The following is a 6025-nucleotide window of genomic DNA, read 5'->3' on the forward strand; positions in this document are numbered from 1 at the left end:
CTAACAGTTCATTCAGACGCCGAGGCTGAGAAGCTCGCGGGCGTGGGTGAGTGCGGCATTGGAATCCGCGAGTCCGGAGAGCAGACGGGCCATCTCGGCCTCGCGCTCCTCCCCGTCGAGCCGCCGCACGCTGGACGCGGTGACGGCGCCGTCGTGCGATTTCACGACGGTGAGATGGTTGTTCGCGAAGGCGGCGACCTGCGCGAGATGGGTGACGGCGATCACCTGAGACTTCTCGGCGAGTCGGGCGAGTCGCCGACCCACCTCGATCGCCGCCGCGCCGCCGATGCCCGCGTCGACCTCGTCGAACACGAAGGTGGGCACGGGATCGGTCGCCGCGATGACCACCTCGATCGCGAGCATCACCCGCGACAACTCGCCGCCGGAGGCGCCCTTGGCGACCGAGCGGGGTTCGGCGCCGGGATGCGGGGCGAGCAGGATGGCCACGTCGTCGCGGCCGTGGGTGCTCTCGGCCCCCGGGGCCACAGAGACCTCCAGGCGCGCGTCCGGCATCGCCAGCGCGTGCAGCTCGGCGGTCACGGCCTCGCCGAGTCGGCCGGCCGCCTCGCTCCGGGCCGCGGTGAGAGCGTCGGCCCGGGCGTCGAGTTCCGTCCTGGCCGCGTCGCGCTCGGCGGTGAGGCGTTCCAGGCGCTCTCCGTCGTCATCGAGTTCGGCCAGCCGCGCGGATCCGGTCTGCCACAGCGCCAGGGCCTCCGCCAGCGAGCCGTGCTGACGGATGAGGACGCCGAGCGCGGCCCGGCGCTCCTCGACGGCGGCCAGCTCGTGCGGACCGGACTCGTCGAGGTCGGCGAGAAAGCCGGAGAGCACACCGGCGGCGTCGGCAATGCGGTAGCCGATGTCGGCCAGGGTCTCCGCGACCTCCGCGAGCTTCGGGTCGGACACGCGCTCGATCGCTCGGCGCGCTTCCGCGACCAGCGCCGAGGCATCGGGCTCGCCCTCCTCGTTCGAGAGGGCTCCGTGGGCCAGGGCGGCGGCGACGCGGAGTTCCTCCGCGTTCGCGAGGCGCTCGGCACGAGCCGTCAGCTCCTCGTCCTCGCCCTCCTCGGGGGCGGTCGCCTCGATCAGGGCGAGATCCTCCCGCAGCCGGGCGGCCTCCTCGGCACGCCGGTCACGGTTCGCGGTGATGTCGGTGATCTCGGCGTCGAGCGTTCGCCAGCGCTCGAACGCGGCCTGGTACTCCTCCAGCGCCCGAGCGATCGGTTCGCCGCCGAAGCGGTCGAGGGCGTCGCGCTGCGCGGCGGCCGACCGCAGCCGCAGCTGCTCGGACTGTCCGTGCACGACGATGAGCTCGTCCGCGAGCGAGGACAGCACTCCCGCCGGCGCGGCGCGCCCGCCGACGCTCGCACGACTGCGGCCCTCGGCGCTGAGAGTGCGCGAGACATAGAGCTCAGCGGTGCCGGCACCGGCCGGCTCCAGCTCTCCCCCGGCCTCGGCCACGATGTCGGCGACCTCGCCCTTCTCGGGCACGATCCACACCCCGGCCACCGAGGCCTGCGCGGCTCCCTTGCGCACGGCGCCCGAGTCGGCGCGCTGGCCGAGGAGCAGCCCGAGCCCGGTGACGACCATGGTCTTCCCCGCGCCCGTCTCTCCGGTGATGGCCGTGAAGCCGGGCCCGAGCGGCAGGACGGCGTCGGCGATCACGCCGAGCCCCTGCATGCGCATCTCCTCGATCATGCGTCGCTCCTCCGCTCCTGTCCGCGCCATCCTTCGACGGGCAGCTGGAACTTCCGCACGAGACGGTTCGTGAACGCCGTGGGGTGCAGACGCGCGAGGCGGACCGGGCGCGACGAGCGGCGCACCACGACGCGGGCTCCCGGCGGAAGGTCGTGGGAACGACGGCCGTCGCACCAGAGGATGCCGGAGCCATCCGTCCGCTCCAGCATCTCGATGGCCACGGCCGCCTCGGGGCTCACCACGAGCGGCTTCGCGAAGAGCGCGTGCGCCGACAGCGGGACCACCGCGATGGCCTCGACCGTCGGCCAGATCACCGGGCCGCCGGCGGAGAAGTTGTAGGCGGTCGAGCCGGTCGGCGTGGAGATGACCATGCCGTCGCAGCCGAAGCTCGACAGCGGCCGCCCGTCGATCTCGAGCACTACCTCGATCATGCGCTCGCGGCTCGCCTTCTCGACGGTCGCCTCGTTCAGGGCCCAGGTCTCGAAGACGACGTCGCCCGAGGCGTCCTTCACGCGCACCGACAGCGCCAGGCGCTCCTCGACCTCGTAGTCACGGGCGATGACGCGGCGCATCGCGTCGTCCATGTCGTCCCGGTCGATCTCCGCGAGGAAGCCGACGTGACCCATGTTGATGCCCAGCACCGGAGCGCCGCTGTCACGGACGAGCTCTGCCGCGCGGAGGATCGTGCCGTCGCCCCCGAGCACGATCGCGAGCTCGAGCGTCGCCGGTCCGGAGGCGTCCAGCACCTCGACGTCCGCGAAGAACGCATCGACCGCGGCGAGCTCGGCATGGTCGTCGGCTGCCAGGACGGGACGGACCCCCGCACCGCGGAGGGCGTCGATCACCCGACGGGCGGCCGCGACGGTGTCGACGCGACCCGCGTGGGCGACGACCAGGATCCTGCGCTCGTTCATCGTCCCCCTGCCAGCCGGTTGATGGTGTCCATCCATTCTGTCGGATTGCTGCCGCCGCCCGGCACGAGGTGCACGAGATACTCCGCATTGCCATGGGTCCCGAGGATCGGGGAGGAGACGATCCCCGCCATCCCCATCCCGGCGTCCCACGCGCTCCACACCACGCGGGCGACGGCGTCGGCCCGGGTGGCGGTGTCGGTGACGAGGCCGCCGCGCACCGCGGTCCTCCCGACCTCGAACTGCGGCTTGACCAGCAGCAGCACGTCGGCGCCCGGCGCGGCCACGGCGACCACCGCGGGCAGCACGAGCTCGAGCGAGATGAAGGAGAGGTCGCCCACCACCAGGTCGGGCGACGTGGACTCCCCCGTCGCTGCGGTGAGGCTGTCACGCGTCATGTGCCGCACGTTGAAGCCCTCGACGGCGATGACGCCGGTGTCGGCGGCGACCGCGGGGGCGAGCTGACCGTGGCCGACATCCACGGCGAGGACACGACGCGCGCCGCGTTCCCGCAGCACCTGCGTGAAACCGCCGGTCGAGGCCCCCATGTCGAGCGCGAGGCGTCCCTGCACCGGGATGCCGAAGCCGTCGAGCCCGGCGACGAGCTTGTGCGCCGCGCGGCTGACGTAGTGGTCGGCGCCGGCGACCGTGATGGTGTTGTCGTCGCTGACCGCGGTCGAGGCCTTCACGACCGGGCGGCCGTCGACGCTCACGAGGCCGTCGGCGATGAGGGTGGCGGCATGCGTGCGCGAACGGGCGAGTCCTCGGGCAGCGAGGGCGGCGTCGAGTCGCGTCATCGTGGTCCCGGAGTCTCCCGCAGGTCGTGCCGGGATCCGCTCTCGAGTCGTCGCGAGAGTTCGTCGTGCAGGGCCGAGTACGCGTCCGCGCGTGCGGCGAGCGGCTGCCCTTCGATCAGGCGCAGACGACTCCACAGGCCGTCCGTCGGCGCGCTGGTCGTCGTCTCATCGCTCACGCTTCCACTGTACGCGGCACCGCCGACGGGCGGCGGCGCCACGCGTGGCTCAGGGGCGGTGGAACGGGTCCACGTACAGCCGTTCCGGAACCCGGAGGACGAACACCGGCGTCCCGGACGCCCAGATCGCGGCGGCGCCCGCACGGAGCAGGTCGAGCTGGTCGCCGGACTCGGCGACGATCTCGACGTCTGCGCCCCGGACGCGGACGGCGGCGCCGTTCACGTCGAACACACCGTCGGTCACGGTGGGCTCGGGGTACGGCTCGTGCAGACCGCGCAGGTCGCCGAGGATGTAGGTCGGGCGCGATCCTTCGGGCGCGGCGAGGACGTGCTTGGGACGGTCGATACCGGTCAGCACCAGGGCGGACTCGATGCCCGCACGGCTGGCACCCATGATGTCGGTGTCGAGGCGGTCACCGATGAAGAGCGCCTTCGCCGCGCCGAAACGGGCGAGCGCCTCCTCGAAGATCGGGGTCTCCGGCTTGCCCGCCACCGTCGCCAGGCGACCGATCGCGGTGTGCACGGCGGAGACGAGAGTGCCGTTCCCCGGGGCGACGCCCCGCTCGCGCGGGATCGTCCAGTCGGTGTTCGTGGCGATCCACGGGATGCCGCCCTCGTCCTCGGGGACCTTGAGCGCGAACGCCGCCTCGGCGAGGTCGGTCCAGGCGACTTCGGGCGCGAAGCCCTGGACCACGGCCTGCGGCGCGTCCTCGGCGCTGCGCGTGACCGTGTACCCGGCCTTCTGCACCTCGTCGACGAGGCCGTCGCCGCCCACCACGAGGATGGTCGCCGGCGCCGGCACGATCCCGGACAGCAGACGCATCGCCGCCTGCGGGCTCGTGACGACGCCTGCGGAGCCACGTCGAGCCCGAGACTCGTGAGGTGCGCGGCCACCGAGGCGTCGGTGCGCGAGGCGTTGTTCGTGATGTAGCCGAGGCGCACCGCGTGCGCCGCCGCATTCAGGCTCTCCACCGCATGCGGCAGAGCGCCGGGACCGGCATAGACCACGCCGTCGAGGTCGGCGAGGACGGTGTCAACGCCTTCGAGCGGCGTGCGACCCGCTGGCCGCTTCCGCGCCTTCGCTGTGAAGAGCCCCACTACGCCTCCGGCTTCTCGGACGCGGAGGGCGAGTCGTCCTCCGTCTCGTCGTCGTCCGTCTCGTCGTCCTCGCCGAGCAGTTCGCGCACCTCGTCCTCGATGGACGGCTCGGCGGGCTCGGGGGCCTCGGTCGTGTCGGGAGCTACGGTCGCGTCGTCGGCTACGGTCGCGTCGTCGGCTACGGTCGCGTCGTCGGCCTCGTCCTCGGGCTCCTCCTCGTGCTCGACAGAAGCGACATCAGCGTCGGAGAACTCGTCGTCAGAGAACCCGTCCTCGATGAGGCCGTCCTCCACGTAGAGCTCCTCGTCGCCGGCCTCGTCGACGCCGAGAGCCTCGGCGGCGACCTCGGCACGGCGCGCCCAGAACTCGGCTTCGTCCGTACGCCCGAGGTCCTCCAGGACGGCGGCGCGCGCGGCGAACAGCGCGGGGCTCCACTCGAATGCGCGGTCCGGGTCCAGCTCCGGGATCTCGAGCTCTCCGAGGGCGAGCTCCAGATCGCCCTGGTCGAGCCGGGCACCCGACATCGCGATCGCCAGCGCGACTCGCACGGGCGTGGTCAGAGCTGACCGATCCACGGCCCGACCCGTCTCGAGGGCGCGGTCGGGACGACCGATACCGCGCTCGCTGTCGACCATGAGGGCGATCTGGTCATCCTTGCCGGAGATCCGGCGGTAGGTACGCAGCTCGCGCAGCGCCAAGGCGAAGTCGCCCGTCGCATAGGCGGTGATGCCGAGGGTCTCGCGGACGATCGCGATCCGGCCGGCACGACGCGACGCCGCCAGCGCATGCTCGTGCGCCAGAGCGGGGTCCTCGTCGATCAGTCGGGAGGCCATCGCCAGGTGACGAGCGACGAACTCGGCGTTCTCCTTGCTGAGCGTCTTCAGCTCGTTGCGCGCGGACGGGTGCAGGTCGCGCGCGGTGACCTCGTCCGGGAGACGGGGCTCGTCGAAGCGCGGACGCTCGTTCGCCGCGTTGGCCGGACGCTCCCGGCCAGCCCCGCCGCGCTGCGGGAAGGACCGCGACCGGTCGCTCCCCCGCTCACGCTCGAACCCGCCCTCGCGACGCGGAGCGGAGTCCCGGTTGTAACCACCCTCACGGCGGGGGCCGGAGTCCCGGTTGTAGCCGCCTTCGCGACGCGGAGCGCTGTCCCGGTTGTAGCCACCCTCGCGACGGGGCGCACCACCGTCGCGGTTGTAACCACCCTCGCGACGAGGGGCACCACCGTCACGGTTGTAACCACCCTCGCGACGAGGGGCACCACCGTCACGGTTATAGCCCGCGCGGGGGCGCGATGCCCGCATCAAGCGGCTCAGCGACGCCGGGGTGATCACGGGGTACACCGTGCGCA

The 6025-nt window shown here is 72.6% G+C and carries 5 protein-coding genes and 1 pseudogene; all 6 read right to left on the reverse strand.

Annotated elements, in window-relative coordinates:
* Window positions 1–12: 12 nt before the first annotated feature.
* Window positions 13–1695 (reverse strand): DNA repair protein RecN, encoded by a 1683-nt coding sequence (gene recN, locus AC2W7E_RS03940; protein ID WP_485988576.1) that lies wholly within the window; start codon window positions 1693–1695, stop codon window positions 13–15.
* Complete coding sequence (locus AC2W7E_RS03945; protein WP_025105150.1) at window positions 1692–2609, reverse strand: NAD kinase; 918 nt, start codon at window positions 2607–2609, stop codon at window positions 1692–1694. Before AC2W7E_RS03945 ends, recN begins: the two co-directional genes overlap by 4 nt.
* Window positions 2606–3403, reverse strand: coding sequence for a TlyA family RNA methyltransferase (locus tag AC2W7E_RS03950; RefSeq protein WP_485988577.1), 798 nt, complete (start codon window positions 3401–3403; stop codon window positions 2606–2608). Before AC2W7E_RS03950 ends, AC2W7E_RS03945 begins: the two co-directional genes overlap by 4 nt.
* Window positions 3400–3579 carry a hypothetical protein gene (locus AC2W7E_RS03955; protein WP_025105152.1) on the reverse strand — a complete coding sequence of 60 codons (180 nt, stop codon included), beginning with the start codon at window positions 3577–3579 and terminating at the stop codon, window positions 3400–3402. The genes AC2W7E_RS03950 and AC2W7E_RS03955 overlap by 4 nt, the downstream gene beginning before the upstream one ends.
* 49 nt (window positions 3580–3628) lie before the next feature.
* Window positions 3629–4677, reverse strand: a pseudogene (locus AC2W7E_RS03960) (HAD-IIA family hydrolase).
* Window positions 4677–6025 (reverse strand): hypothetical protein (locus AC2W7E_RS03965; protein ID WP_485988578.1); only part of this gene is annotated, 1349 nt, incomplete at its 5' end. The gene AC2W7E_RS03965 and the pseudogene AC2W7E_RS03960, both read right to left, overlap by 1 nt.

The sequence above is a fragment of the Microbacterium sp. CFSPD4_SD4 genome (assembly GCF_057364585.1).

Excerpts from the sequence above, each read along its gene's own strand:
- AC2W7E_RS03945 (WP_025105150.1), bottom strand. The coding sequence starts at position 2,609 with ATGAACGAGCGCAGGATCCTGGTCGTCGCCCACGCGGGTCGCGTCGAC.
- recN (WP_485988576.1), bottom strand. The coding sequence starts at position 1,695 with ATGATCGAGGAGATGCGCATGCAGGGGCTCGGCGTGATCGCCGACGCC.
- AC2W7E_RS03950 (WP_485988577.1), bottom strand. The coding sequence starts at position 3,403 with ATGACGCGACTCGACGCCGCCCTCGCTGCCCGAGGACTCGCCCGTTCG.